The organism is Pseudobdellovibrionaceae bacterium (genome assembly GCA_019637875.1).
In the GTDB taxonomy this organism is placed as follows: Bacteria; Bdellovibrionota; Bdellovibrionia; order Bdellovibrionales; family Bdellovibrionaceae; genus JAHBUW01.
The window spans coordinates 429,384-454,164 of the sequence record JAHBUW010000001.1; the positions used below are offsets into that span (position 1 = coordinate 429,384).

Sequence of the window (24,781 nt, forward strand, 5' to 3'; positions counted from 1 at the left end):
CCGAAAACGGTGGCCAACATTTTGCTGAAAGGGCTGCGGAGTCAAGCTTCGACTGGAGGACCCATGAGACGGCCCACATTCTACGGAATCACATTGATTCTGTGCCTGTATGCCAGCCTCATGACCGCGTGCTCTTTCGTTGCCACCGAGCAGGGTTCGCAAGGCGGACACCGGGTTCTCATCCCGTGGTCATCGGACGGGCAGTATAAGTTCCAGTCCGTGACCCTCAATTACCTTCTGAATTTGCCGAGCCTGACCGGAAAGTCCGCGCTCTTCATGTTGAGCCCCAGCGTTGTCGATAGCCGCCTGGCGGGCTTTCAGCCCCGCGTGCGCACCTTCCGTGATGGCGACGGGGTTTACGTCCCCACGGACGAGCTCAGCCTGCATTTGCTGACCCTTTATGCGCACATCGAAAAGCTCCAGGATCTCGATGCGGCCGTCGGTTTGGGAGATCTGCTCCCGAAGCCCCGCATCGTGGGCGTCGAAGTCCGCATTCCGCAGAAGCAACGCGGGCAGGTGGAAAACAATGCGCTCTACAGTCCGCAACTCGATGCGCTGCTGTTCGTTCCGTACAAAGGCGACGACTTGCCGCTGACCGTGAACGCGGGTGTCGTCGCGCACGAGCACTTCCACTCGCTTTTCAATTACCTCGTCTTGAAGCCCGCGAAGGCGAAAATCAAAGCGATCCGCGCGGCGCAGGTTCACCCCGGCGAAGAGAAAATCCTGCGGGAAGTTTTCGAGGACATTCCTGAAAACGCGCGCGTCACCGACGGCACGGTCAGCGTGGGAACGGAAAGCGTCGGTCAAACGAAACCCGGCGTCGTCCCCGGCGAAGAGGACATCGGTAAAGAGATTGGTCCGACGAGCATCGGCCAAGAGTCGGTCGGTCTCGAGGACTGGGAAGTGTACCACGTGAACTTGTTGCGCGCGATGAACGAGGGACTCGCCGACGTTTGGGGTTGGATCTACTCGGGAGACAACATCTTCGTCCGTCGCTCCATCCCGGTCGTGCAGAAGACGCGCGATCTCGAGCTGAGCGGTCAGCAGCGTCTGTACTCCATGGAGAGTTTCCGTCAGATGACTTTGGCGGCCTCGATCGCGGGCGATGAGTCCGTTCGCGCCTACGAGCTGGGTACGATCTACGCGCGCGCCGTGAAGAACGTTTTCGAGCCCGAAATGAAGAAGGCCGGACGCACGCGTTTGGATCTGGCCAAGATCGTGGTGAAGGTGCTGCCGAAGTTGAAGGACGGCATCGAAGCACTTGATAAATCGCAGTGGATGAAACCCGGCGCGCTCATGGAGATGTTCGCGCGCGAACTTCCCGCCGATCAGCGCGAGCTCTGCGCGCCGCTGCTCCGTGCGGACGCGGAGATGGGCGAAGCCACGATCACCGAAATGTGCGAGAAGCTCGCGAAGGAGGCTCCGTGAAGAGCCTGATCGTCGTGGCTTTGTCTTTAGGCTTGTCTTCCCACGCGCTGGCGCAGGGACGAATCAGCGTTCGCCCGGCGTCGGCGCCCGCGCACCGTGCCGCGAAGATTGTCGACCCGTCGACATTGACCTCGGAGGCGCCCGTTCACCGCTCCTCACTGGTGGCGATGAATCCCGGTCGCGCGACCCGCGCGAAGAACGTTCGTTCGCGTTCGGCGAAGTCCGCACCACGTTTGGCGACTCAAGCGAAACGCCCGCTGATGATCGCGGCAACCAGTGTGACCGAAAGCACTCCGGACGTGGCGAAAGCGCCGACCGAGCGTCGGGCCGCGGCTCCGCAACGGGATTTCACCGCGCTCGTTTCGGTGGGTCTTGATATGCGTGGCGAACGCGATCAGCAGCAGTCCACCATCCCGCGCTCGTGGCCCACGTTGACTCTCGGTTTGGGCGTGAAACCTTGGATGGGACTTCTGGAGTACGCGAGCTTCAGCGAAAACTCCGGCAACAACGCGCTGAACGTGCAACGCAAAGTCGAAACTTTACTCTTGTGGGGCCACTGGGCGCCGGATGAAGAGTGGGTCGTGCAACCCTATATGGGAATCGGCTTCGGCGGTTACCGCACGAGCGCCGAGATGACTTTGTATTCGGAGCGGACGGGTTCACAAGGCAAATGGATCGAGCACGGCGCGGGTGCGCTGGGCCTGCGTTTAGCGCAACTGAGCCCCTTCTTGCTGGCCGTCGAGGGTCGCGTGCACATGAACCGTGAACTGGATCCCAGTCCCACCTTGAGCGGCATGCTCAAAATCGGATTCATTCTGGAATAAAAAAACCCGCCGTATCCGGGCGGGTTTTCATCACGTCGAAATTTTGACGGCAATTTACTTCGTGATCTGCCTACTGGAAAATCACTTCGTGATTTTCTGAACAATCGCCGAGCTGACTTTCGAACGGCTGAGCAGGTCCGCTTTGTAGGCGTCGGCTTCTTTTTGCGATTGGAACAGACCGACGCTCACGCGGTACCAGGTTTTGGTCGCCGCGGTCTTTTTGTCGGTGATGTCGGCTTTGACGTAGAAAGCGCCGAAGCCCTGGCCTTTCAAATTCTCGGTCATCTTGGTCGCTTCCGCCTCGGTGGGGTATGAGGCGACCTGCACCGTGAACTTACCGATCGCCGAAGCCGCGACGTCTTCCGGCAGCGACGAGGGCACGGGCTTTTTCTCGGTGTCGGGTTTCAGTGTGACCTTCGCATCTGTCGAAGCGGGAGCTTTGGGCGCGGGCTTCGCCGCATGCGTGTCCGCCGCGTGGCCTTGCGCCAATTTTTCGGCGACGGGCTGCGGAGCGGGCTTCGCCACGGGAGCGGCGTGCGCGGCCGGTTTCGCCTCGGCAACGTTCCGTACGGGAGCGGGCGGAGTGTGCGTGTCGGCTTTCGCGGTTTCAACTTTTGCGGGAGCGGCGTCGTGCGCTGCGGTCTTCGCAGGTGCGGCATGAACGTCCGCGGCCTGTTCGGTCTTGGCGACCGCGTGCCCGTCGTCTTCATTCACGAATTCTTCGGCCAGCTTCGCGATTTCGTCATCGGAAAGAGTATCGCCGGGTTTGGTGGTCGCTTCCGTCGTGGAGGCGACTTCACGCTCCGTGGAAGCAGGTTCGAACTGAGCCAAACGATGCTGGTTGTCACTGAAGGTCTTGCCCACAAAAGTGCCTACCGAAAACGACAGCAAGCAGACGAAGAACACCAGAACCAGCTTCACGACCACGTCCGTCTTGGAACCATATCTTTCGATCGCCATAGATCTACTACCCCTCAAAAAACCAGATCCTCTGGTTTGAATTTCAGACTTCCTTTATGCTAACGTCCGCGCGGAAACGGGGTCAATCGGGACCCGACTCTTTTCAGCCCTGGTTTTCAGCGCCAGCAAGGATTTCCATGTCGTCGCAGAACTTCGAAATTCAGTCAAACCTCAATGATATCCTCTATAAAGCGTTGAAAGCGGCGCGCCTCGGTCGTGAGGTCCTGCTGCACTATTCAGGACGTCTGAAAAACGTTCAGGAGAAGTTCCAGGCGGGCCTCGTGAGCGAAGCCGACGTCGAGTCCGAGCGCGTGATTAAGGCCGAACTTGCGCGCCAGTTCCCGACCTTCGAATTTTTAGGTGAGGAGTCCGCGACGAAATCCGATCTCGCGCGCGTCAAAAGTGAAAATCCGCGCTGGATTTTGGACCCGCTCGACGGCACGACCAACTACGTTCACGGCTTGCCGATTTATGGAGTCAGCCTTGGACTTGAGTACCAGGGCCAGACTTGGGTCGGGGTCGTGGATTGCCCGGCGCTCGGTGAAGTTTACTGCGCTTCACGAGGGGGTGGCGCGTTCATGAACGGACAACCCATCCGCGTGAGCCAGCGTCTTGAGCTGAAGAACGCGCTCCTCGCCACGGGTTTCATCTCGGACATCGAGCCGAATCTTGTCGAGCAGCTTCGCGTGTTCAACAAGATCGTCCGCCGCTCACGGGGCGTGCGTCGCGCGGGGGCCGCGGCTCTTGATTTGTGCTGGGTCGCGCGCGGAGTTTTCGACGGCTACTGGGAGAAGAATCTGCAGCCGTGGGACGTGTGCGCGGGATCGCTCATCGTGCAAGAAGCGGGCGGTGTCGTGACGACCTATCGCGGGCGTAAGCACTCTCCGTTTGCCGATTCGACGATCGCGGGAAATCCCGAAGTCGCACGTCAACTGCGCGAAGAAATGGCGTCGGAAATTTCCGCTGAAACCGACACGCGTGAGTTCTAAATTCCTCGACCGACTTTCGTATTGATGTCAGTGAATTGACTGTCGCACCCGGGGCGGCAGTCAAAATTTCGTTTCACAGTTTACATCTTCCTTCCTAAGTCCTTGATCCCACTTATGCGTCCCGACCGAGGTCGGCTTGGCACTGCTGTTGCTCTTAACTCTTAATGCACACATATGACTAAAGACCAATGAACTGAAAGTTGGTCGATGACCAGTGACCCATGGAGGGGACAGTGGCGGAAGAAAACGCAGCGGCGAAAGAAGCGTCCGCAGCACCCGGTGGTGGTGGAAAATCCAGTCTCTTGCTGATCGCCCTCGCCGTGATCAATATGCTCGCCGTCGGTGGCGTCGGCTTCATGCTTTACTCTTCGAAGCAGAAAGAAGCCAAAGAGAACACGATCGATCAAGTGATCGAAGGGGAGGCTCACGCACAGCATGCGGAAGCCAACACGGAAGCGATCAAGGCTCCCGTCGTCCCTTTGGAAACCTTCATCGTGAATTTGGCCGGCTCGAAAGGTCGCCGCATCCTGCGCGTCGATTTGGAGCTGGAAGTTTCGGATACCAAGGTCGTCGCCGAGATCGAGCAGCGTAAAGCGCAGATCCGCGACATCATCATCATCATGCTCTCGGGTCGCACCTACGATCAGATCTCGGCGAAAGAGGGCAAAAACGAGCTCCGCGACGATATTAAGGGCACGCTCAACGCCTTTCTGACCAAAGGCAAGGTCTCGAACGTCTTCTTCACCAACCTGCTCTACAACTAAGGAAAACCGCGAATGAATCAGGTCCTTTCACAGAGCGAAGTCGATGCCCTCCTGGCGGCCGTTTCCGACGGCGACGCTGGCGGTGGCGATACGGGGGCCGCGAGTGGCGGTGGCTCCGGCGGCGGGGGCGGCGGTCGCGCGGGCGCGGCGGAAGATAAAGTCGTTGTTACCTATGACCTGACCAGCCAGGACCGCATTATCCGCGGTCGTCTGCCCCAGCTTGAAGTCATCTACGAGAAGTTCATGCGCTCTTTCCGGGTTTCGCTTTCGGGCGCGCTCCGGAAAATCGCTTCGATCACGCTGGCTTCAACGGATTTTCTGAAATTCGGTGAATTCATCAATACGCTTCCCATGCCCACCTGCATGTCGGTCCTGCGTTTCCATAATCTGCGCGGCTCGGCCCTGTTGGTTATTGAATCGAAACTGGCCTACGCCCTGGTCGACAGCTTCTTTGGCGGCGCGGATCGTCCTTACACAAAAATTGAAGGAAAAGACTTTACCCAAATCGAGCTCCAGATTGTCCAAAAGGTAGTGGGACTAGCGATCGACGACTTGGAAGTGGCGTGGGAATCGGTCGAGAAAATCGGCTGTTCGTTCGTCCGTACCGAGGTCAACCCTCAGTTCGTCGGTATCGTGCCCCCCACGGATGTCGTGATCGCTTCGACTTTTGACGTCGAGCTTGAAAACGCGAACGGCACCATCACCATCGTCATCCCTTATTCCACGATCGAGCCGATTAAGCAGAAACTGCAAAGCGGTTTCCAAATCGAGTCGGACCAGACGGACAAGAAGATGTGGACCGCGATCATCCGCGAACAGCTGATGGAAACCGCGATGAATCTGCAAGTCTTCCTGGGTGCTTCCGAGATTTCCCTGGGCGATTTGATGAGACTGAAGGTCGGCGACGTGATCCCGCTCGACCAGGACGCGACGGGCGAGTTCGACATCCAGGTCGAGGGCGTCAAGAAGTTCAAAGGTTACATGGGCATCCACCACGGTTCGGTGGCGATGCAGGTCACACGGCAGATTGATAAATAAGAACTCACCAAGTTTGAAGAGGTAGAAAATGGCAGCAGATCAATTTGACAACCTGGCCAACCAACTTGCCGAAGGCGCGGATGGCGCCGACGGCGCGAAGAAGGAAAGCGAAGCCGCGGCGAGCCCGGAGGACGAGAATCATGATCGCAACTTGGCGATGATCCTCGACATCCCTTTGCGCGTCACCGTCGAGCTGGGTCGCACGAAGATGCCCGTCTCGGAACTCCTGAATTTGGCGCAAGGTTCGGTCATCGAACTGAATAAGCTGGCCGGCGAACCCATGGAAGTTTTCGTCAACGACAAGCTCATCGCCCGCGGCGAGGCCGTGGTCGTCAACGAAAAGTTCGGTGTGCGTTTGACGGACATCATCTCGACTCGTGAACGTGTGGAGCAACTGAAATGAAGTTACGCATCGTCTGGTCGGTTCTCGGTATCCTCTGCGTGACGTTCGTCGTCGCCGGTTTTGCGCATGCGCAAACTCGTGCTTTGCCTCCCATCACGGAAGTGGGCGATGCGGGAACGTCCGAGCTGGAATTCCAGACGGAACTTCAAGTCGCGGCGAAAGACTCGACGACGACCGTGGCCGCCGTGATCGGTACGCAAACGGGAACCGCCGCCGAAATCGCGGCGAAAGCTTCGACGGAAGCCGCGGTGACTGCGGAAACCATGGAGCTGAAGGCAGACGTTCCGGCGGCGACCGAGAGCGCGGCGATCGAAAGCGCTGCGCCCGTGGCGAAGGCGGAATCCGAAATTCCCGTGAAGCTGGACGAAAAGATCGTGGCGAAGACTCAAGACGCATCCTTGCGTGATTTGGTACTGGTCTTCGCGGTGCTCGCGGGATTCGGCGTGCTCGCTTATCTGTTCATCTCGAAGTTCAAGTATCGCAATCGTAAAGCGCAGCAGTTCGAAATGAAGATCATGGCGCAGCACCATCTGGGGCCCAAGAAGTCGCTCGCGGTTGTGCGCGTGGCCGGCGAGTCCTTGCTGATCGGCGTGACCGATCACCATATTTCGATGATCAAATCGCTGGCGCTTCTGGACGAAGATGAAGCCGGCGCCGAGCCCCAGGATTTCCGTGCGGGCCTCGAATCGATCTTTTCTCGTGAAGCAAAACCCGCAGTGTCGTCGGCCCGCGAAACTCAGAACCGCGAAGTCGCCGGCGGCACTGCGAAAATCTCTTTCCGCATGGATGAGTCTCCGGCCGAAAGCGAAGATTTCACCATCTCGAAGATCCGTGACGTCGTCAGTAAACAGATCCGCAACATGAAGTCCCTGGAGTAAGAATGAAGAAGTGGGGGGGATTGATCGCATTGTTCGTCGCACTGTTCGTCGCGGTTCCCGCGATGGCGCAGATGACCTTGCCTTCGGTCAACTTGGGATTCAAGCAAGCAAACGACCCGGGCGAGGTCGTCAATACCATCAAGATCATCCTGGTCTTGACGGTTCTGACGCTCGCGCCGGCGATCTTGATCATGATGACGAGCTTTACCCGCTTGATCATCGTTTTCTCGTTTTTGCGTCAAGCGATGGGCGTGCAGCAGCTGCCCCCGAACCAGCTGCTGGTCGGCTTGTCCTTGTTCCTGACGTTCTTCATCATGGGACCCGCGTTCACCGAGATGAACACGAAGGGCATCCAGCCCTATTTGAAGAATGAAATCTCGCAAGAGGTCGCGCTGGAGGAAACTCTCGCGCCCCTGCGTAAATTCATGTTCGCGCAGACCCGTCCCGCGGATCTGTCGCTGTTCGTGAAGATGTCGAAAATGCAAGCGCCGAAGAACCTGAGCGAAGTGCCCACGATGGTTCTGGTGCCCGCGTTCATCATCTCGGAGATGAAAACGGCGTTCCAGATCGGTTTCATCATCTTCCTGCCCTTCTTGGTCATCGACATGCTGGCGGCCAGCGCGCTGATGGCGATGGGGATGATGATGCTTCCCCCGGTCGTCATCTCGATGCCTTTGAAAATCATGCTGTTCCTGTTGGTTGACGGTTGGACTTTGCTGGTCGGTTCCATGGTGAACAGCTTCGGGAGTGGATCGTGACGGAAGAGCTCATTCTGCGTTTGGGTGAAGAAGCATTGAAGACGACGGCGATGGTTTCCGCGCCGATCCTGATCGCGACTTTGGCGGTCGGTCTGGTGATCTCGGTGTTTCAGGCGCTGACCCAGATCAACGAGGCCACCTTGACCTTCGTGCCGAAGATGATCGTGGTCGGTTTGATCATCATCTTCGCCGGCGGCTGGATGCTCGATACTTTGCGTGTGTATACGGTTCAGTTGTTCGAAAACTTGCCTACTTACGTCAGGGAATAATTGATGTTGCAGAGCCTGTACCAGTTTCCTGAAGGACAGATCGTCGCTTTCGCGCTGGTGCTCCTGCGTATGATCGCGTTCGTCGTGTCCATGCCGCTTTTCGGGACGCAAAACGTTCCCGTGACGGTCAAGGTCCTGTTGCCGCTCGTTCTGAGTTTCGTTTTGTTCCCCAGCTTGATCATCGGTGTGGACAACTCGCTGCCGATCAACGGCATGATCGTCGCTTACGCCTTCCGCGAAGTGTTCGTCGGCTTGTTTCTGGGTTTTTTCTGCCGACTTTTCTTCTTCGCGATCACCGTCGCCGGGGAAATCATCGGTATCTCGTCCGGTTTGGCCTCGGCGCAAATTTTCAACCCGGCATTGGGAACGCAAACCAACGTGCTCGAACAGTTTCAGACCCTGCTCGCGACTCTGTTGTTCCTGGGCCTAAACGCGCACCACGTCTTTTTCGAGGGCTTGATCCGCAGTTTCGCGGTCCTGCCGATCGGTCAGCTGACCTTCAATGTCGCGGCGGCCGAAAATCTGCTGCGGCTGACCCAGCAGATCATGATTTTGGGTTTGCAGATCGCGGCGCCGATCGTTTTGTCGGTATTTCTGGCCAACGTCGCGATGGGGATCATCGGTAAAGCGGTTCCCCAGATGAACGTTTTGATGACCAGCATGCAGATCACGATCCTGATCACCTTCGCGGTGATGATTTTGACCATCCCGCTGACGATCGCGTACATGGGCAATGTTTTGGACCGCATGACCGGCGAGCTGATCGCTATTTTGAAGGTAATTTAAGTGGCTGAGCAAAGTGACAGCGAAAAGTCCGAAGAAGCGACACAGACCCGGCGGGATGACTTCCGCAAACGGGGTCAGGTGGCGCAGACGCGTGAACTCGGAACCGCGGCGGTTCTGCTGTTCGGCGCGATGGCGGTCTATGCGCTGTCGCGGATTTTCGTCGGCCAGATGTCGGATATGTTCCAGGGCCTGTTCGGCGGGAATTTGATCACGATGATCCGCAGCGGGGACATGCTGATGGCCGGCATCGTCGCGGGCAAAACCTTCGCGATTCTCGTTTTCCCCGTGATCGGCTTGATGCTGATCGTGTCTTTGGGAAGTTCGTTGATCCAAACGGGGCTGCTGCAGGTCGAGGATGCACTCGAGCCTAAGTTTGAACGTTTGGACCCCATGCAGGGCTTCAAGCGGATCTTCTCGCTGCGCTCGTTGGTCGAGGGGGGCAAGTCGATCCTGAAATTGTTCATCATCGGCTGGATTACCTACATGGTACTGAAGGGCGAAGCGGCGATGATCCCGACGATGATCAACGCTTCGGTCAACGAGATCCTGGCCTTCATGGCGTTGCTTGTGGGCAAACTGCTGGCCATCGTGGGCTTCTCGATGCTGGTGGTCGCGGCGGCGGATTATTTCTTCAATTGGTGGGACCTCGAAAAGCGCATGATGATGACCAAACAAGAGGTCAAGGAAGAGCACAAGTCGCGCGAAGGGGATCCGCTCATCAAGGCGCGCATCCGCCGGATTCAGCGCGAAGTGGCGAACCGTCGGATGATGGACAAAGTCCGCGAAGCCGACGTCATCGTGACGAACCCCACGCACATCGCGGTGGCGTTGAAGTACGATGCGAATCTGCCGGCGCCGCAGCTCGTGGCGAAAGGTGCGGATTTGGTTGCGGAAAAAATCCGCGCGATCGCCAACGAGCACAAGATCCCGATCGTCGAGAACAAACCGCTGGCCCGCGCGATCTTCAAAACCATGAAGATCGGTCAGGTCATCCCGCGCGAACTCTACGTCGCGGTCGCGGAAGTGCTGTCTTACGTTTACAAACTCAAGCGTCGCTTTAGCCGGAGAAATCGTTGATGGAAGCCGTGTTTTTATTCCTGAAACGCTTTGAACGTTACGCCCGTAACACCGACGTGTTGGTCGCGATCGGCATTTTGGCCGTTCTCGCGGTCATGGTCGTTCCGCTGCCGGCGATCATGATCGATCTGGCCCTGACGGGGTCGTTGGCGATCTCGATCCTGGTTCTGTTGGTCAGCGTATACATCACGCGCGCGCTGGAGTTTTCGGTCTTTCCGTCGCTCCTTTTGATCACGACCCTGTACCGTTTGGCGCTCAACGTCGCGACGACCCGTCAGATTCTGACCCACGGTCATGAAGGTCCCGAGTCCGCCGGTGCGGTCATCAAGGCTTTCGGTCACTTCGTGATCGGGAACAACTACGTGATCGGTCTGGTCGTCTTCGTGATCCTGGTCGTCATCAACTTCATCGTCGTCACCAAAGGTGCGGGCCGCGTGGCGGAAGTCTCGGCGCGTTTCACCTTGGACGCGATGCCCGGTAAACAGATGGCGATCGATGCCGATCTGAACGCGGGAATCATCAACGAATCGGAAGCGCGCCGTCGTCGTAAAGAGATCGAATCGGAAGCCGACTTCTTCGGGGCTATGGATGGTGCCAGCAAGTTCGTCCGCGGTGACGCCATCGCGGGGATCATCATCACGCTCATTAACGTCATCGGCGGCATGTTGATCGGCGTTTTGCAAAAGGGTCTCGACGCGGGAACCGCGGCGCAGTACTACACCATGCTGACGATCGGTGACGGTCTGCTCTCGCAGATTCCCGCCCTGATCATCTCGACCGCGGCCGGTATCGTGGTCACGCGCTCGGCCCGCAACGACGACAACATGGGAACCGAGATGATGGAGCAGCTCTTCGTCAACTCGAAGGCCGTCATGCTTGCCGGCGGCGTCGTGACGCTGTTGGGTCTGATTCCCGGTCTGCCTTTCCTTCCGTTCTTCGCGATGGGCGGCGGCATGGTCGGCATCGGCTGGTTCATCGGCAAACTGCAAAAAGAGCGCGCCGAAACCGAGGTCCGCCGAAACGAAGAGGCGGCCGCGGCTCCCAAGAAAGAAAACATCGAATCGCTACTGCCCCTCGACATGGTCGAGCTGGAAGTCGGCTACGGCCTGATCAACATCGTCGAAAGCGACAAAAGCGGCGATCTGCTCGAGCGCATTTCGTCGATCCGCAAGCAGTTCGCGTTGGATCTGGGAATCGTGGTCCCCTCGGTGCACATCCGCGACAATCTGCAGTTGCAGTCGGGCGAGTACCGCCTGTTGATCAAAGGCAATCGCGTCGGCGGCGGCGTTCTGCGTTCGGACATGCTGCTCGCGATGGATCCCGGCAACGTGACCGAGCGTGTGGACGGTATCCCCACGAAAGAGCCGGCCTTCGGCTTGGACGCGCTGTGGGTGCATCCCGCGAACAAGGAAGACGCGGAAATCGCGGGCTACACGGTGGTCGATCTGCCGACCGTGATGGCGACTCACTTGACCGAAATCATCCGTGGCCACGCGCACGAGCTGCTGGGTCGTCAGGAAGCTTCGGCCCTGATCGAAAATCTGAAGAAGTCCCACCCCAAAGTGGTGGAAGAACTTATTCCCGAGCAGATGAGCTTGGGCGCCGTCGTCCGCGTCCTGCAATCCTTGCTGAAAGAGCAAGTCAGCGTCCGCGATCTGCGCTCGATCTTCGAAACTTTGGCCGACGAAGCTTCGCGTTCGAAGGACGTCGAAGTGTTGACCGAGGCGGTTCGCAAGTCCCTGTCGCGTTCGATCACCGCGAAGTACGTGACGGAAGAAGGCAATCTGCCCGTCATGACGCTCGCGCCGCACGTGGAAGAGCTGGTCTCGAATTCGCTGCTGCAAACCGAGCAGGGGACCCAGCTCGTGATGGATCCGCATACGGCGCAGAAACTGATCACCCAAATCGCCCACACGGTCGAGGATCACCCCGAGATCGCGGCTCAGCCCATCTTGCTGACGAGCCCCACGGCGCGCCGGCATTTGTACAAGCTGACCTCGCGGTTCATCCCGCAGTTGATCGTTTTGTCGCATAGTGAAGTGGCCATGGAAGCCAAGGTTCGGTCCGTCGGTACGGTGGAGTTAAGCCATGCAGGTTAAGAAGTACGAAGCGCGCTCGATGAATGAAGCCTTAGAGATGGTGAAGCGGGATCTCGGTCCCGACGCGATCATCCTGAGTGCGCGCGATCGCCGCGGAAAATTCGGCCTGGTTGGCGACGGCTCTTTCGAAATCACGGCGGCCGTCAGCGAAGAGACTTTGCAGAAACGTCGTTTCGCCGAGTCGCGAATGAAAGCCGACCTGCGCGAGAAGTTTCAGAACTCGCCCGCGCGCGTGCAGCGTGAGATCATGAACGACTTCGCGGACAATTTCACGACGAAGGCGCCGGCGGCCGGCGCTTCGGTGCGCGCGCAAGTCGCGAACGTGAATCGTGTTCCCACTTCGCGTCGTTACATCGATATTGAAGACGATACCAACGTTGAAGCCGAGCAAGCGTCGCATCGGGTCCGTGATGCCGCCCAACGCGCGTGGGAAGCTCTGCGCGAAACGGAGTCGCGCGCGCAATCGACCCGCGCGGCCGCTCCCAAGGCACCGCCGCAGCCGAAGACTCAAGCCTCCGTCTCGGCGCAAACGGCGGTCGGCGCTTCGCCGTTCGATCGCGCGGTCCGGGCGGCTTCGGACGCGCTTCGCCGTCAGGCGCCCGCTCCCGCGGCGGCTCAAGGCGGAATGGAAATGCTCGACGAAGCGACGATTCGTCAGACGTTGCAGGCGGAAGCCCGCGCCGTTGCGGCCGCGGTGACGCCGGCACAAACGAAAATGGATCAAAGCCAAAACGAGATCATGTCGTTGAAGAGCGAGTTGGAAAGCTTGAAATCCGTTTTGCGCGACTTCCAAAAGGTTCCGCAGAACCTGAACGGCAGTCATCCCGGCGCGGAATACGGACTGTCCTACGATTTCAGCGCAAGTTTCGAAAAACTCACGCAGGCGGGCATCTCGGCCGCGATCGCGGGCGAAATTCTGCAAACCGCGCAGTCGCAACTTCCGACGATCAAACACAAAAGCCGTGGTTTGATCGACGGCTTCGCGGCGAAGTACATCTTAGACAGCACGAAAATCGCCGGTGCGGCGAAGTCGCGTCTGCAGGTGTTCGTGGGACCTCGTGGCTCGGGCAAGACGTCCGCGCTCGTGAAAATGGCCAGCCACGCCGTCGTCAACGGTCACCGGAACGGCGGCTCGACCGCGCCCTGTAACGGCGGCTATGCCGCGCAAAGTAAGGTCGCGTTGATCACGGCCGACAACCAAAAGGTCGGCGCGGTCGATCAAATGCGCATTTTCGCGCAGATCCTGAACGTGCCTTTCGGCGTCGTCCGTAAGGCCGCCGACTGGAAACCGCTTCTGGAGCAGCTCAAAGGTTTCGACATGATCCTCTGCGATTTGCCCGGGATGTCGCTGAAGACCATGGAAGAGATCTCGCTTCTGAAAAGCCTGATGCCGCCGGAAGCGTGCGACGTCCATTTGGTGCTGTCGGCCTGCTCGAAGGATGCCGAACTCGAAGAGACCTGCCGTCGCTTCGATGCGGTGAAGTTCAACGATTTCATTTTCAACCACCTGGATGAGGCCCTGATTCACGGCTCCATCTACAACCTGATGCGGAAGTTCGAGCGTCCGTTGCACTCGTTCGGCGTCGGTCCCCAAGTCCCCGAGGACTTCGAGGCTGCGACGAAAGAGCGCGTCTTGGACCTGATCTTCAAATTGACCAAATTCAAGCGGGCTTCGGCCGAATAGTAAAAGGGAACGACAAACATGATGCGCAAACCGAACCTGACGAAAACCATCTCGATCACCAGCGGCAAAGGCGGCGTGGGTAAAACCACGGTCACCGCGAATCTGGCTCAGCAGCTCGCCAGCCAGGGGAAACGCGTTCTGATCCTCGATGGCGACCTCGGCATGGCGAACGTGGACATTTTCTTCGCGACCAAAGCCAAGGGACATCTGTACGAGGTCCTGCAAGGCCAGAAGACCGTCGGCGAGATCATCACTCCCTTGGGCTCGGGCATCGACCTGATTTCCGGTGGCAGTGGGATCACCGAGTTCAACCGGCTGACGCCGTTCGAGCGCCGCGCGCTGGTCGACTCGGTGGCGATCTTTGAATACCAGTACGATTATCTGCTGATCGACACGGCTCCGGGAATTTCCGACAACGTGCTTTACCTCAACTCGGCGGCGCAAGAGATCAGCGTGATCATCACGCCCGACGCGGCCTCGTTCGCGGACTCTTACGCCTTGATCAAAGTCTTGAATCAGCAGTTCCGCGAGCAGCGGTTTAACATCATCTGCAACATGGTGAAGGACGAAAATGAGGGCGCGGTTTTGTACCAACGCTTCACGGATGTCGTGCACCGTTTTCTCAATCTGAGCCTCGATTATTGGGGTTCGATCCCCATGGATCCGCTTTTCCGCAAATCTGCGAAGGATCAGCGTCTCGCGATGAGACATGAACAAGGCTCAGACATCCGTCAATATTTCAGTCAAATCGGGACACGGATCGAGTCGGGGAGCCCTTCCATGCAGGGACGGGGAACCGGGAAGGCTGGACTGCAGTTCTTCTGGGAGCAGGTCGTGGGTGTGGCATGACGGAATTGGACTTTTAGGTCTGATTCGCAACCTGTTACACTGAGTATGTTCAAGGATTGAATTTGGGAGAGGGCTCCATGGCGAAGAATCCAGCTTTGGTGAAAAAGTACAAGGAACAACCGCGCGCGCTCACGCAAGCGGAAAAGGACAAGTTGATCACCGAGTACGCGCCGCTGATTAAGTTCATCGCGCAGAAGATCGCGGTCCGTTTGCCCGCGAACATCGAGCTCGACGACTTGATCTCGGCCGGCGTGATCGGTTTGATGGACGCCATCGACAAGTGGGATCCCACGCGCGATAACAAATTCAAAACCTACGCGGAGTTCCGCGTGCGCGGTGCGATCCTCGATGAGTTGCGTGCGCAAGATTGGGTTCCGCGCTCGGTGCGCGACAAGGCGAAGCTGCTCGACAAAACCATGGTGGCTTTGGAGGCCGAGCTCGGCCGCATCGCGACCGATGAAGAGGTCGCCAACGCTTTGAAGATCAACATGGACGAGTTCTATGATCTGCTGAACCAGGTGCGCCCGGTTTCGCTCTTGTCGATCGACGAAGCGCAGAGCTTCTCGAACGTCGATAAGAAGTCGATCCTGAACATCCTCGAAGGCACGAAACTCAACAACCCCTTCGTGCAGTTGAACATGAAGGTCGTCAAAGACGTGGTGACCCAAGCGATCGAAGAGCTCCCCGAGCGCCAACGCTTGGTCCTCTCGCTGTACTACTACGAAGACCTCAACCTGAAAGAAATCGGCAAAGTCCTCCGCGTCACCGAATCGCGCGTCTCGCAGCTCCACGCTCAAGCCGTGGCCCGCCTACGCGGCCGCCTAGCCCAAACCCTGGGCTCCGAAGAATTAGATGTGGCTTGATCGCGCGGCGATCAAGGTGACGTCGCCTAAAGGTACCTTCTTCCCTTTGGTGTCGCAGACGCAAAAAAACCGGCTTCCCAGCCGGTTTTTTCTTTCCCCAATCCGAAAGGTACCACGTACCGCGTGCGGTAGATGGTACCGCACGCGGTAGAGTAGCATGTACCCTGTTCCGCAAGGTAGATGGTACCCTAGGGTTGGAAGTCTTCGATTTTTTTGGGAGGGCCCGGGACGGTGTCGCGGGTTTTGAAAAGCTCGCCGTCTTTGAAGAAGGTGAGCGTGCCCGGTTTCATCGGGATCCAGGTTTCGTTTTCGGTCAGCGGGCTGGTGGCGACGACGGCGACGCGATCGGTTTCGGTCGTGTAGTGCTGGAAATCGATGGTGACGTCTTCGTCTTTCAGGCGCGCCGTGCTCCACGGGGCTTTGCGCAGGATATAGGAAAGTGTCGTTGAGCAGTGGGCGATCAGGTTACGGCCGCTCGACATCAGGAAGTTGAATTCGCCGCGAGCGCCTAGGTCCATGCAGGCCGCGTGGATGGTTTCGAAGAGCTTCTCGACGTCGGCCTCGTTTTTCATATCGAGGGTTTTGTGTTCCCGCTCCATACGTTCGAGGATCGCGCAGAAGGCACGTTCGCTGTCCGTGGCGCCGACGGGACTGAAGGAGCCTTTGAATTCGGGCTGGAAGTCCGGGAGGGTGCCGTTGTGGGCGAACACCCAGTAGCGTCCCCAGAGCTCGCGTTGGAAGGGGTGCGTGTTCTCGAGAGCCACCACCCCGCGCGTCGCGCGACGGATGTGGGCCACGACGTTCTTCGATTTGATCGGGTAATTGCGAACGAGTTCGGCGATGGGGGATTCGAAGGATGGAGACGGATCGACGAACATCCGCACGCCGCGATCTTCGAAGAAGGCGATGCCCCAGCCGTCTTTGTGAACGTCCGTGCGTCCCCCGCGGGCGCGGAAGCCCGTGAACGAGAAGCAAATGTCGGTCGGAACGTTACAGCTCATCCCCATCAACTGGCACATATCAGTCTTCCTCGGTCACCGCGGCGAGCGATGAGATGTAACGATCGCGGATCTTCTTCATGAGACGCGCTTCCATCTGGCGCACGGCCTCGCGGGTGATGCCGTGCTTTTCCCCGATCTCTTGTAACGTCAGGGGCTCGTCGGCGAGCAGACGCTCGTCGAGAATGATCTTCTCGCGTTCAGAAAGTTGATCGCGCATTTCTTCCAGTTTCTCGCGTAGCAGGTTGATCTCTTCCTGCGCCGCGATCTGGTCATCGACGCCGGTGTCGGTGGATTTCTGCATGTCCATCAGGCTCGAGCTGGACGCATCGTCGAGCGGTGTATTCAGCGAGACATCGCGACCCGAAAGACGGTTGGCCATCTGTTCGACCTCTTCGGTCGGGATGCCCATGCGCTCGCCGATGAGTTTCATGTCGGGCGCTTCGCCCATGGCATCGAGCGCGTCTTTTTCTTTCTGCAGACGGTAGAACAGACGCTTCTGGTTTTGCGTCGTCGCGATCTTCACCATCGAGTACTGTTTCAAAAGATACTCTTGAATGTAACCGCGAATCCACCAGACGGCGTAGGTGATCAGACGCACGCCTTTGTACGGATTGAAATCACGTACGGCATGCATCAGCCCCATGTTGCCTTCTTGGATCAGATCGATGAGCCGCGCGCCGTACTTGGAGTATTCGGCCGCGACCTTCACGACGAAGCGTAAGTTCGCGGTGACGAGCGCTTGCGCCACGACCGGATCCTTCGTTTCGAAGTAGCGCTTCGCGAGCTCGATCTCTTGCTCTTTCGTGAGGAGCGGATACTTGCGGACTTCGTTCAAGTAGGCGGTGATCGAATCCGTCGCCGTCGTCAGGCTTTTCGTGTCGACGGGAACGAGCGCGGTCTTTTTCACCTTCTTGAAGATCTTCTTCTTTTTCTCTTCATGGTGTTCGACGAAGTCGTGCTCGGGATCCCACTCAGGGTGCGCGGTCTCACTCGCGTCGATCTCGGGTTCGATGGCTTCGACGCGGTCATCACTGTCCTCGGGGTCGAGGACTTCGACTTTGGCGATCTTCGCGCCGGACTTGGACGCCGTTTTGACCGGTGAGGATCCTTTCACCGAGGCCGGCTTCAGACGTTCGACGGGGACGGCGGAGTCCTCGACGATTTCGCAGGCCACTGCTTTTGTGTCGTCGTCGATGATCTCGCATTCGACGGGCTTTGCTGCCTGCCGAGGCTGCGCCTTGAGGTCCAAGATCTCAGCTTTCACGAGCTTCGGAGCGGGCCCCTTTTTTGGGCTCTTTTGCACCGATTTACCTTTGGCCGCCTTGACGGCCGCCGACTTCGCCTTTTTCGCGGCGGGCTTGGCCTTCGCGACCGATGTCTTCGGAGCGGCCTTCGTTGCGACCTTCTTCTTTTTCTTCGCGGCTTTCTTTAGCGCCATCGGTCGGGGTGCTCCCAGGATTAGGCGAGGTACTTTTTGAGTTTCTTCTCGAGGGTCTCTTGGACCTTACCCTTAAAGGGGGTCAAGATGAAGGGCAGGTCCACCAGGACCGACACCTTCGAGCCCGCGCCCTCAGGTTTCACCGAGAAGTCGGCCGAGAATTGACTCGCCGTGGCCTTTCCGGTCATGGCCGAGTCGGTAAAGGTGACCTTCATGTCGGAGGCCAGTTTACGGATGTCCTGATCGGTTTCGAAAAAGTTTTTGATCTTTTCGAAAGCTTCGGAAGGGGCGGTCGTGGAGTCGTGATTAACGGTGATTTTAGGCATCGAATACATCTAGCAAACTTGCGGAAATCCGGCAAAGTTCTCTTTTGACCGCGCCCTGAGCCGTGTGTCATTCTTGGGCCTCTATGACATCCCCGACCAAATTTGTAAGTGATCTGAAAAGAAGCCTGCGTTGCGGTGAGCTGCGCGAAACTCATTCCGGCCAGAAGGTCGTCCTCATGGGCTGGGTCGATACCCGCCGCGACCACGGAAGTTTGGTGTTCATCGACCTGCGAGATCGCGCGGGGATCGTCCAAGTGGTGCTCGATCCGAAACTCGAAGCGAATGCGGCCGCGAAAGATTTGCGGGGCGAATACGTCGTCGCGATTGAAGGCGTCGTGCGCACGCGTCCCGAAGGGATGCGCAACGCGAAGATCGCCACCGGCGCGGTCGAGGTCGAAGCGAGCCGTTGCCAGATCTTGAACGAAGCGGCGACACCGCCGTTCCAGATCGACGACCCGAACGTCGGCGAGATGCTGCGCTTGAAATACCGTTACCTCGATCTGCGCTCGCCCCGTTTGCAGAGCCAGCTGATCCTGCGTCACCAAGTCGCGCAAACCGTGCGCCGTTTCTTGAGCGACGAGGGCTTCATCGAGGTCGAAACACCGATCCTTTACAAGTCGACTCCCGAAGGCGCGCGTGACTACCTCGTGCCCTCGCGCGTGAACCCCGGCATGTTCTACGCGCTTCCGCAGTCTCCCCAGACTCTGAAGCAGTTGCTGATGATCGCGGGCTACGATCGCTACTTCCAGATCGCGCGCTGTTTCCGCGACGAGGACTTGCGCGCCGACCGCCAGCCCGAGTTCAGCCAGATCGACATGGAGATGTCCTTCATCGACGAAGAGGACATCATCGGCCTGAACGAAAAGCTCGCGCGCAAACTTTGGAAAGACGTGAAGGGGGTCGAGCTCGGCGAAATCCCGCGCATCACGTACCAATACGCCATGGACACCTACGGGAACGACAAACCCGACGTCCGTTTCGACATGAAGATCAAGGATCTGAAGTCGGTCGTGACCGGTTCGGGCTTCAAAGTCTTCGATGACGTGATCGCCCGCCAAGGCATCGTCCGCGGCATCGCGGTCCCGAAGGGCGGCGCGTTCACGCGCGGCCAATTTGACAAGCTGACCGAAGTCGCGAAACGCGGCGGCGCGAAGGGACTCGTCTGGATCAAATCGGAAGGGGAGGCGCTCACGTCGCCCGTTTCGAAATTCTTCTCGCCCGAAAAACTCCAAGCGATCTTCGAAGCCTGCGGCGCTCAAAAAGGCGATGCGGCGTTGATCGTCGGCGACGACTACGACACGGCCTGCGCGTCGCTGTCGACGCTGCGGAACCACTTGGGGAAAGAGCTGAACCTCATCGACACCACCAGCGACAAGTTCCTGTGGGTCGTCGACTTCCCGCTGCTCGAGTACTCGCCCGACGAAAAACGCTGGGTCGCGCGTCACCACCCCTTCACGAGCCCGAAGGACGAACACGCGGAAATCCTGCTCCGTAACGAAGAGTCGAAGTACGGCCAGCTCCTGGCGAAAGCCTACGATCTGGTTTGCAACGGCTACGAAATCGCGGGCGGCTCCATCCGGATCTACCGCAACGAAGTCCAGCAGAGCATGTTCAAGACCCTCGGCATGACGCCGGAAGAAACGAAGAAGAAGTTCGGTTTCTTCCTGGAGGCCTTGTCTTACGGGACGCCTCCCCACGGCGGGATCGCCTGGGGGATGGACCGCCTGATCATGATCCTGTGCGGAACCGAAGCCATTCGTGAAGTCATCGCCTTCCCGAAGACCGCAAAAGCGACCGACCTGATGGCGGACACGCCGTCGGAAGTCAGCCGTGATCATCTCAACGAAGTGGGCGTGAAACTCTCACCGCTCGCCGAGAAGAACTTGGCCGAACAAAAAGGGCCGCACGAAGCTCTCTAACGAATCCCGAAAGGGCGCCCGCCAGGCGCCCTTTTTTATTTCCGGAAACGAGTGGTGGAGCGACGAAGGTCGAGTCCTGCGCCGCCGTGAAACAAACTGGACTCCAGCGCATCTCAAACTGATCCGAAGAAACCCTTGGAGAGTCAGGAAGACTTTCCATGAATGCACAGGAGGTGTTTTGTGCAGAAAATTTCAGGGATTCTCCCCTCAAACGCGCGGATCAAGTCGGTCGACGTGAAGAACTCACAGGCGACACGGCCCGGAGCGCCGAACTTCGGTCAGCGCATGGGCACAACCGCCCAAGACCGTTTGAGCCTGAGCGAAGAAGCCACCGAGCGCATGATGAACGATTCGCTTTCGAACTATAATCCGAAAGAGGCTCGTCACGCGAGAATCGCGGAAGAGATGAACAAAAACTTCTTCGATACGCGTCTGAACCCGCGACTTCGTGAAAGCGAAGCGAGCGAGGTTCGCACGTCGGGCAAGGACAGCATCGGTCGCCCGCTTCACGTGAGTTCGAAAGAACGGGCGGAAGCGAAAGCCGAGATCGAAGAGCTCGGCCTGAACGATCTATCGTCCATCGATCTTTACGCCTAGATCGTCATTTCCATTTTTAAACCTCGGATCGCTCGTGGTGACACGGGCTTTTCGTCGTGGCGACGACGGTTGAGACTAAAGCCGAAACCATGGCCAAAATCACGCCCAGCCGCGACTCGCGCCCGCGCCTTCGTTCGCGTCGAAGAGGCGCTCGACCAGAAGACCGTTTTCCTCCAGCGAACTGATCCGGAAAAGACCTTGCAGGCGACGCTCCCCTTTGTCGTTGCGACCGACCACCGCGACTCCTTGCAGGCTGAGGTAGATCAACCGGCGAATCGCGCCGAGGCCCCAGTGGGGAGCGCCCAGCTGCACGAGCATCTCGAGCCGAATGAGCGCCTGGTGCGCGCTCGAAGCGTGAATCGTGCCGAAGCTGCCACCGTGTCCCGTGGACAGCGCCATCAAAAAGTCTTTGGCTTCGGCGGAGCGGATTTCCCCCAGCACCAAACGATCCGGACGCAAACGCAGACTTTGGCGGACCAGCTCCGACATCGGAATCTCGGGCAAGATACCTTGGGGATCTTGGCGCGTGAGCAGGCGCTGGCTGACGTCATTCGGCAGCGCGAGCTCTTGGGTGTCTTCGAGCAGCAGCGCCCGCTCGTTCGGTTCCGTTCGCTGCAAACACGCATTGGCGATCGAGGTCTTGCCCGAGCCCGTGGGACCGACGACCAGGAAGTTGACGTGATTGCGAATCCAGTCCTGCAGAATCGCGAAGGCTTCGGGCCGCGCCCAGCCGCTTTCCGCCAAACTTTCGAAGGTCCACGGGTTCTTCGGGTGACGCCGTAGGCTGAGCACCGTCTGGTCCTGCGTGAGTTCCGCGCCGATCATCTGCACGCGAAAGCCGCGCAGTTTTCCCTGCGCCATCGGTCGCTCGACGCTCAGATGCAGGCGGGCCTCGTCGCCCAGTCGCTCGAGCACGTGACGATAACTCATCGGCGAGGCGAAACGATCCGGATGCCGTGCGAGCTTGCCGCCACGCTCGAACCAGATATTGTCCCAACCGTTCACCAAAATTTCGGTGATGTCCTCTTGCTCCAGCAGCTCGTCCAAAGCGCCGAAACCTTCGAATTCGGAAAGGGCGCGGGGCCGAGTCTCGGGGGCGAGGTTCGCGCACGCCGCGCGAATCACTTCGCCGATCTTCAGCCCGCGACTTTTCAGCGTGCGGTCCGCCAGTCCCGAAAATTCCTCGATGGGAAGATCCGCGACGCGTTTTTCGATTTCGTTCAGCGCGACGTAAAATGAATTTTCAAAGCGGAAGTCCATCATTTGCCCTCGCTCCGTTCGGCTTTGAGGTCGACGACCTCGGGCCGCACGAAGATCACGAGCTCGGTGCGGTTTTCACGAAATTCGTGCGAGCCGAAGAGCGCGCCCAGGATCGGCAGTCGCGCCAGTCCGGGTAGACCCTGCAGGGCTTTGCCGTCTTCGTTCTTGATCAGGCCCGAGATTGCGATGGTCGCGCTTTCCTCGAGATCGAAGTGCGAAGATACCCGGTTCGTGAACAGTCCCGGCACGCCATCGACGGTGCGCGAGGGATCGATGGAGGAAATCTCGGTCTCTAAGGTCAGGCTCATGCGACCCCAGCGGTCGGCTTTGGGTTTCACTTTCATCATGATGCCGTACTTTTTCCAGACGACGTCCTGCGCGTGGTAGTTCAACATTTTGATCGGGAATTCGCCGCCCGCGAGGAATTCGGCCTGTTCGCCCGAGCGGCAAAGGATCGTGGGACTCGCGAGCACGCGGGCGACACCCTCGTTTTCGAGCGCCTGGGCCGAAAATCCGAGCGGCGCCAACGTCGTGTCCCCGCCGGGAATGACCTGCGCGTTGATCGAGCCCGGCCACGAGATGCCGTACTTCCGGGTGAATTCGCGGCGGACTTCCATGACGAAAATCTGCGTGCGGACCAAAGGCGCGATCTCGACGGCGTCGTCCTCGGCGATCAAATCGATCCCGAGGGCGTTCCCGAGCTGTTTCAGCGGCGCCGAGGCTTTCGTTTTGGCGATGGACCACGCGAGCTGCGGCCGCAGGCGCAAAGCCGGTTCGGGTAAAGCGCGACGGCGAAGCAGGCGTCCCAGTTCGCGGCGGAAATCGTCCTCGCGCTCCATGGGAATTTCAAAACGCGCGACGAATTCGCAGCGCGGACAGACCTCGGGAATACCGAGCCAGCTGCGGGGGGAAAACGCGCGCCCACCGAGGACGACTTCGCCACGGTCGATCTCGACCCGCAGCCCCGGATTGCGTCGGGCCCAGGCTTCGAGCAGGCGGTGGCTTTCGGCCTGGCGTTGCCCCAGGACGGAGACGCGTACGCGCCGGGACGGAGTTTGGATGTCCGCCGCGCCGGGTTTGCGTCCGATCAAGCGCAGGCCGCCGGGGATCGGGACGACTTTGAGTGCGTCGGTCTTTTCGACCTGGATGCCTGCGGTTTCACCCGGGCGGAGCGGAATCTTGCGACTCTCGCCCACGGTGAGAACCAGGGCGGGCTCCTCGATGGGAGCCGCGGCTTCGGCGGGGACGGGAGTCAAAAGTAAGAAACCAAGGATGTGGGCGATGCTGGCCATAAGAGCCTCCGGCGGAAGCTCTTTCCAATTTGGAGGCCGCGGTTCACGGGGTGAGAGGCGCCCTCATGTCCGAAAGGCGTCCGGACGGGCGCGAGTCCGTCCGGGAGCGCTTACAGGCAGGCGATCTCGAAGGAAGCCTCCACACCCTGATCGCGGTTCAGAAGCTCAAGACGGCTTCCGTGCGCTTTCAAGATGGATTGGCAGACGGTGAGCCCTAAGCCCGTTCCGGTGGAGTGGTGCATGACGTCTTCATCGATGAAAAACGGGCGCAGGATCTTTTCGCGGACATTGTCCGGAATCGAGGAGCCCTGATTGAAGACCGAAATTTTCAAGCGGTGGGGCTGCACGATTTCGGCTTTGATCGTGATGGGCGCGCCATCGAGTCCGTACTTGATCGAGTTGTGCACGAGGCGCGACAGCACCTGCGTGAGCAGTCCCGTATCGCCGATGATCTTTTTGTCGGGAAATTGGAACGCGATTTGCGAACCTTTTTTGTCGAGCAGTTTCGACTGATCTTCCTTCAGGACGTGACGGTAACCGCTCAGGTCGAAGGGCTGCACGTTCAACTTCAAAGTTTTCATTTCGCTGGCCACGACGAGAAGGACGTCGTCGACAAGCTCCTTCAGTCGTTCCGCGGATTTTTTGATCCGCGTCGCGCAAAGAGCTTGCTCGTCGTCGAGTTTCGTCTCACGCAAAAGATCGACGAAGCTCAGGATGGAAGTCAGCGGAGTCTTCAGCTCATGGTTGATCAAGATCATGAACTGGTTCTTCGCTTGATCCAGAACTTGCAATTCGCCGAGCGCCTTCGAGAGCGCGGCGTTTTTCGCCGCAAGCTCGTTCGACATCAGGTAACGCTCGACCGCCTTGTCGACCGTGTGCATGAGGTCGACCGGATCCCAAGGCTTGTTGAGGTAACGATAAATCTGTCCGTTGTTGATCGCCGACACGACGGAATCCATGTCCGTGTAACCGGTTAGCAGGATGCGCACGGAGCCTGGACTTTTCTCGAGGGCCTTTTGCAAAAACTCGACGCCCGTCATTTCCGGCATGCGCTGATCGGTAATGATCACCGAAACCAGACCTTGATTTTGGTCGAGAAGCTTGAGCGCCTCGGGGCCGGAAGCCGCCCTTAAAACCCTGTATTTGGCGCGGAATATGCGTTCCAGGGCGTCCAGGTTATCAATTTCATCGTCCACACAAAGAATAGTCTGTTTATCCATCGGCCAAAGTGTAGAATTGAGGAATATACGTGGCAATAGGATTTGCCGTGAGTCTTTTA

At 58.5% G+C, this 24,781-nt stretch carries 24 protein-coding genes; 17 read left to right on the forward strand and 7 right to left on the reverse strand.

From position 1 onward, the window contains the following. Window positions 1–63 precede the first annotated feature (63 nt). Complete coding sequence (locus tag KF767_02170) at window positions 64–1,428, forward strand: hypothetical protein (protein MBX3016668.1); 1,365 nt, start codon at window positions 64–66, stop codon at window positions 1,426–1,428. Further along, the gene (locus tag KF767_02175; GenBank protein ID MBX3016669.1) at window positions 1,425–2,252 is read left to right on the forward strand and encodes a hypothetical protein; all 828 of its coding nucleotides are present in this window, start codon (window positions 1,425–1,427) and stop codon (window positions 2,250–2,252) included. The genes KF767_02170 and KF767_02175 overlap by 4 nt, the downstream gene beginning before the upstream one ends. A gap of 81 nt (window positions 2,253–2,333) precedes the next feature. Here KF767_02175 and KF767_02180 read toward each other — a convergent pair whose 3' ends face one another. After that, a complete protein-coding gene (locus KF767_02180) occupies window positions 2,334–3,212 on the reverse strand; it encodes an SPOR domain-containing protein (GenBank protein ID MBX3016670.1) in 879 nt (292 codons plus the stop codon). Between the two features lie 137 nt (window positions 3,213–3,349). Between KF767_02180 and KF767_02185 the strand changes: the two genes are divergently transcribed. The 13 genes from KF767_02185 (at window position 3,350) to KF767_02245 (ending at window position 15,669) form a co-directional block, all read left to right on the forward strand. Continuing rightward, window positions 3,350–4,201 carry an inositol monophosphatase gene (locus tag KF767_02185; protein ID MBX3016671.1) on the forward strand — a complete coding sequence of 284 codons (852 nt, stop codon included), beginning with the start codon at window positions 3,350–3,352 and terminating at the stop codon, window positions 4,199–4,201. A 221-nt stretch (window positions 4,202–4,422) separates the two neighbouring features. Next, window positions 4,423–4,965: a flagellar basal body-associated FliL family protein gene (locus KF767_02190; GenBank protein MBX3016672.1), complete on the forward strand. Its 543-nt coding sequence runs from the start codon at window positions 4,423–4,425 to the stop codon at window positions 4,963–4,965. A gap of 12 nt (window positions 4,966–4,977) precedes the next feature. Next, on the forward strand, window positions 4,978–6,003 hold the full coding sequence (gene fliM / locus KF767_02195; protein ID MBX3016673.1) for a flagellar motor switch protein FliM: 1,026 nt from the start codon (window positions 4,978–4,980) through the stop codon (window positions 6,001–6,003). A gap of 28 nt (window positions 6,004–6,031) precedes the next feature. Continuing rightward, window positions 6,032–6,406, forward strand: coding sequence for a flagellar motor switch protein FliN (gene fliN / locus KF767_02200; GenBank protein MBX3016674.1), 375 nt, complete (start codon window positions 6,032–6,034; stop codon window positions 6,404–6,406). Further along, window positions 6,403–7,284: a flagellar biosynthetic protein FliO gene (locus tag KF767_02205; GenBank protein ID MBX3016675.1), complete on the forward strand. Its 882-nt coding sequence runs from the start codon at window positions 6,403–6,405 to the stop codon at window positions 7,282–7,284. The genes fliN and KF767_02205 overlap by 4 nt, the downstream gene beginning before the upstream one ends. Window positions 7,285–7,286: 2 nt before the next feature. Continuing rightward, window positions 7,287–8,042 (forward strand): flagellar type III secretion system pore protein FliP, encoded by a 756-nt coding sequence (gene fliP, locus KF767_02210; GenBank protein ID MBX3016676.1) that lies wholly within the window; start codon window positions 7,287–7,289, stop codon window positions 8,040–8,042. Continuing rightward, a complete protein-coding gene (fliQ, locus tag KF767_02215; protein MBX3016677.1) occupies window positions 8,039–8,311 on the forward strand; it encodes a flagellar biosynthesis protein FliQ in 273 nt (90 codons plus the stop codon). The genes fliP and fliQ overlap by 4 nt, the downstream gene beginning before the upstream one ends. Window positions 8,312–8,314: 3 nt before the next feature. Next, window positions 8,315–9,097 carry a flagellar biosynthetic protein FliR gene (fliR, locus tag KF767_02220; protein MBX3016678.1) on the forward strand — a complete coding sequence of 261 codons (783 nt, stop codon included), beginning with the start codon at window positions 8,315–8,317 and terminating at the stop codon, window positions 9,095–9,097. After that, window positions 9,098–10,174 (forward strand): flagellar biosynthesis protein FlhB, encoded by a 1,077-nt coding sequence (gene flhB / locus KF767_02225; protein ID MBX3016679.1) that lies wholly within the window; start codon window positions 9,098–9,100, stop codon window positions 10,172–10,174. It abuts the gene before it with no gap. Continuing rightward, the gene (flhA, locus tag KF767_02230; protein MBX3016680.1) at window positions 10,174–12,273 is read left to right on the forward strand and encodes a flagellar biosynthesis protein FlhA; all 2,100 of its coding nucleotides are present in this window, start codon (window positions 10,174–10,176) and stop codon (window positions 12,271–12,273) included. Before flhB ends, flhA begins: the two co-directional genes overlap by 1 nt. Next, on the forward strand, window positions 12,263–13,957 hold the full coding sequence (locus KF767_02235) for a flagellar biosynthesis protein FlhF (protein MBX3016681.1): 1,695 nt from the start codon (window positions 12,263–12,265) through the stop codon (window positions 13,955–13,957). The genes flhA and KF767_02235 overlap by 11 nt, the downstream gene beginning before the upstream one ends. 18 nt (window positions 13,958–13,975) lie before the next feature. Next, complete coding sequence (locus tag KF767_02240) at window positions 13,976–14,806, forward strand: MinD/ParA family protein (GenBank protein MBX3016682.1); 831 nt, start codon at window positions 13,976–13,978, stop codon at window positions 14,804–14,806. Window positions 14,807–14,883: 77 nt separating this feature from the next. Continuing rightward, window positions 14,884–15,669 carry a FliA/WhiG family RNA polymerase sigma factor gene (locus KF767_02245; protein ID MBX3016683.1) on the forward strand — a complete coding sequence of 262 codons (786 nt, stop codon included), beginning with the start codon at window positions 14,884–14,886 and terminating at the stop codon, window positions 15,667–15,669. A 188-nt stretch (window positions 15,670–15,857) separates the two neighbouring features. On the opposite strand, the gene KF767_02250 is transcribed toward KF767_02245, so the two are convergent. The 3 genes from KF767_02250 to KF767_02260 are packed head-to-tail and all read right to left on the reverse strand — an operon-like array spanning window position 15,858 to window position 18,434. Next, a complete protein-coding gene (locus KF767_02250; protein MBX3016684.1) occupies window positions 15,858–16,676 on the reverse strand; it encodes a class II glutamine amidotransferase in 819 nt (272 codons plus the stop codon). Window positions 16,677–16,689: 13 nt separating this feature from the next. Further along, the gene (locus tag KF767_02255) at window positions 16,690–18,108 is read right to left on the reverse strand and encodes an RNA polymerase factor sigma-32 (GenBank protein ID MBX3016685.1); all 1,419 of its coding nucleotides are present in this window, start codon (window positions 18,106–18,108) and stop codon (window positions 16,690–16,692) included. Window positions 18,109–18,128: 20 nt separating this feature from the next. Beyond that, entirely contained in the window at window positions 18,129–18,434 is a 306-nt protein-coding gene (locus KF767_02260; GenBank protein MBX3016686.1) for a polyhydroxyalkanoic acid system family protein, read from the reverse strand. Between the two features lie 83 nt (window positions 18,435–18,517). Between KF767_02260 and aspS the strand changes: the two genes are divergently transcribed. Then, window positions 18,518–20,353 carry an aspartate--tRNA ligase gene (gene aspS, locus KF767_02265; GenBank protein MBX3016687.1) on the forward strand — a complete coding sequence of 612 codons (1,836 nt, stop codon included), beginning with the start codon at window positions 18,518–18,520 and terminating at the stop codon, window positions 20,351–20,353. 180 nt (window positions 20,354–20,533) lie between these two features. Further along, window positions 20,534–20,950 carry a hypothetical protein gene (locus KF767_02270; protein ID MBX3016688.1) on the forward strand — a complete coding sequence of 139 codons (417 nt, stop codon included), beginning with the start codon at window positions 20,534–20,536 and terminating at the stop codon, window positions 20,948–20,950. A 99-nt stretch (window positions 20,951–21,049) separates the two neighbouring features. Here KF767_02270 and KF767_02275 read toward each other — a convergent pair whose 3' ends face one another. From KF767_02275 to KF767_02285, 3 genes are all read right to left on the reverse strand, one after another. Next, window positions 21,050–22,213, reverse strand: a complete 1,164-nt coding sequence (locus tag KF767_02275; protein MBX3016689.1) for a CpaF family protein — start codon at window positions 22,211–22,213, stop codon at window positions 21,050–21,052. Continuing rightward, on the reverse strand, window positions 22,210–23,502 hold the full coding sequence (locus tag KF767_02280; GenBank protein MBX3016690.1) for a type II and III secretion system protein: 1,293 nt from the start codon (window positions 23,500–23,502) through the stop codon (window positions 22,210–22,212). The genes KF767_02275 and KF767_02280 overlap by 4 nt, the downstream gene beginning before the upstream one ends. Window positions 23,503–23,612: 110 nt before the next feature. Then, a complete protein-coding gene (locus tag KF767_02285) occupies window positions 23,613–24,722 on the reverse strand; it encodes a hybrid sensor histidine kinase/response regulator (GenBank protein ID MBX3016691.1) in 1,110 nt (369 codons plus the stop codon). Window positions 24,723–24,781 lie beyond the last annotated feature (59 nt).